This window comes from Novosphingobium sp. B-7, assembly GCF_000410615.1.
GTDB lineage: Bacteria > Pseudomonadota > Alphaproteobacteria > Sphingomonadales > Sphingomonadaceae > Novosphingobium > Novosphingobium capsulatum.
In genome coordinates this window covers 4,548-7,087 of the sequence record NZ_KE148436.1, presented here as the reverse complement: position 1 = coordinate 7,087, position 2,540 = coordinate 4,548, and the positions used below count along the sequence as shown (strand labels likewise).

Here is a 2,540-nt window from a genome sequence, read left to right as displayed (position 1 = left end):
GCGCGCCAGCACCTGCGCCGCTTCAGCCAGGGTAATCGGCGGCCAGGCCGGCGCTTCCAGCGCCGTGCCCATGCCGTGCACGCGGTGTTCGGCCCCGCTCAAAACTGCCGCGCCAGGGTGACCATGAAGGCTCGCCCGCTGCCGATGTAATAGCTGGGCGCCGCGCCCGCGATCAGCGTGCCGCCGGTGCCGATGGTGTCGCGCGCGGCCGGCGTCACCGCCTGCACGCCCGACAGCACATGGGGATCGGTCACGTTGATGGCGTTGAGACGCAGATCGGTGCGCTTGCCGTCGAGCCAGGCGGCCAGGTGTACGCCGATCGACAGATCGAGCGTGGCATAGCCGGGAATGCGCTCGTCATTCATGAACGTGGCGAACTGCGGCCCGAGGTATTTCATCGCGAAACTGCCGAACAGGCGCGTATCGTCATAGGTGCCGCCCAGGGCAAACTGCCAGGCCGGGCTCGATACCGCGACCTTGCCCGCTGTGGGCAGGAAATCGCCGCCCGCCGGCAGGTTGTCCTTGATCCGCGCGCGCAGCCACTCGCCCGAGGCATAGAGGCTCATCCCCGCCAGCGGGCGCCAATCGACTTCGGCGTCGACGCCCCAGCTTTCCTGCCGCCCGGCATTGAGCGTGGTGTTGACCATTGCGCCGTTGACGTTGGCCATCGTCGCCACCAGGCGGTTGCGGAAGGCATAGTGAAACCCGGTGGCCGAGGCGGACAGATTGCGCCCCTGCCAGCGCCAGCCCAGCTCCTGCGCCAGCGAATATTCGTTCTTCAGCGCGGTGGTGCCGTAGGTGGCAATGCCGCCATAGCCATCATAGGTATCGTAGAGCGTGTATTCGTCGGGCGCGCGGAAGTTGGTGGTAATATTGGCAAAGACCTGCTGCCGATCGGTCAGCCGCACATGCAGCGCTGCGCGCGGCAGCGCGGCAAAGCTATCGAAATGCAGGCGGCTCTGGTTGCCGGGCAGATTGTTGCGCCCGGCGTGGAGCAGGTCCACTCCCTTGAAGCCCAGGTCCAGCGTCACGCGCGGCGACAGGGCCACGCTGTCGGCCAGGAAGAACGCCTTGGCCACGGTGATCGTCTTGGTATCGCCGATCGAGAACAGCCGTCCATCGGCGGTGCGCACGGCGTGTTCGTCGCGCGCCCAGCCATCGACCGGATCGCCATTGGCGCCCAGCGGGGTAAAGCTTTCCACCACGCGGTCGCTGCCATAGTCGATCCACAGCCCGGCCGTCAGCGTGTGGGCGCCGCGCGCCAGGGTCAGCCGCGCGATCTGCCCGGCGCGCATCTGTTCGCCCAGCCAGTTGCCCAGCACGTTGACCGTGCCGCCATTTTCCAGGCCAGCGAGCTTGAGCGGCGCGTCCAGCGCCTGGGTGCCCAGATAAGTACCGGGGTAATAGCCATCGGGCCCGAGCGAGGCGCCATAGGGCGAGTTGCCATAGCCGAACTGGAGATAGCTGGTGGTATCGAGCGTCAGCCCCGTGCCCAGCACCAGATGCACCGGCGCTGCGAAATAGAGGTTGCGGAACGGCTGGCGATAGAGCCGCCAATAGTTGAGATCGCCCGCGCCATAGCTGGCCGACAGGTTGAACCCGCGCCCCTGCGCCTGCCAATCGGCCAGCGTCGGGCTGAGATAGGTGGAATTGCTGGCGTCGTTATAGGAAACCGACAGGCTGGCGGTGTTGCCATTGCCCCATTCGCCGGCGATCTTGGCGTCGATGTGCTGGCGCTTGTCCACGCCCGGCCCGCGCCAGTTGTCGGCGCTGTTGTTGGAATAGGACAGGAACGCGCGCACCGGCGCCTGGCCCAGGTTGCCGCTGTCCACACGCACGAACACGCGGCGTTCGTTGAACGAGCCGAGCGAGGCATCGGCCATCACGCCGAAATCGCGGTGCGGCGCGTCCAAGCTCAAGGCCAGCAACCCGCCCACGGCATTGATCACCGGCGCGGCGATATCGGCCGAGCCCTGGCTCAATTCCACCCGCGCCACATTCTCAGGATCGGCAAACTGCGCCGGATAGGCAAAGTAATAGCCGATGTCGTTCTGCGGCGCGCCTTCCATGGTCACGCCGATGGCATCCTGGCCCAACCCGCGCAGGGTAAGGCTGGACGAGGTGGACAGGCCGAACGGATCGGTGCCGGCGACATTGGCGCCGGGCAGGATGTTGACCAGCTGGAACGCGTTGAACGTGGCGGCCTGCTTTTCGATGAACGCCGCGCCGATCGTGCTGACCGCCTTGGGCGCGTCGGTATCGGGCAGCAGCCCTTCGGGATCGGGATGGCCGATGACGCGGATCGGGCGGGTGCCGTCAGCCGCGCCGGCATCATTGGCCGCAGCGGCATGGGCAGCGACGGCGGCCGTGCCTGCCATCATCGCCAGCGCCATGGCCGCGCCCCGCATGGCCCGCTTGCGCGTCGTGCCGATCATCCCTGTTACACTTTCTTCTGCCTGCAAAGGGGGCGCGCCTACACCCTTATGCGCGGCGGCGAAAGCATGGCCTTTTGGCGGGGGGCAAGTTTGCCGCAGGGTTCA

The 2,540-nt window shown here is 66.9% G+C and carries 1 protein-coding gene; it reads right to left on the bottom strand.

The genetic code is table 11. The annotated features are described in order from the left end of the window. Positions 1-98: 98 nt before the first annotated feature. Complete coding sequence (locus tag H926_RS0119275) at positions 99-2,435, bottom strand: TonB-dependent receptor (protein WP_022677755.1); 2,337 nt, start codon at positions 2,433-2,435, stop codon at positions 99-101. Between the last annotated feature and the right edge of the window lie 105 nt (positions 2,436-2,540).

Excerpts from the sequence above, each read along its gene's own strand:
- H926_RS0119275 (WP_022677755.1), bottom strand. The coding sequence starts at position 2,435 with ATGATCGGCACGACGCGCAAGCGGGCCATGCGGGGCGCGGCCATGGCG.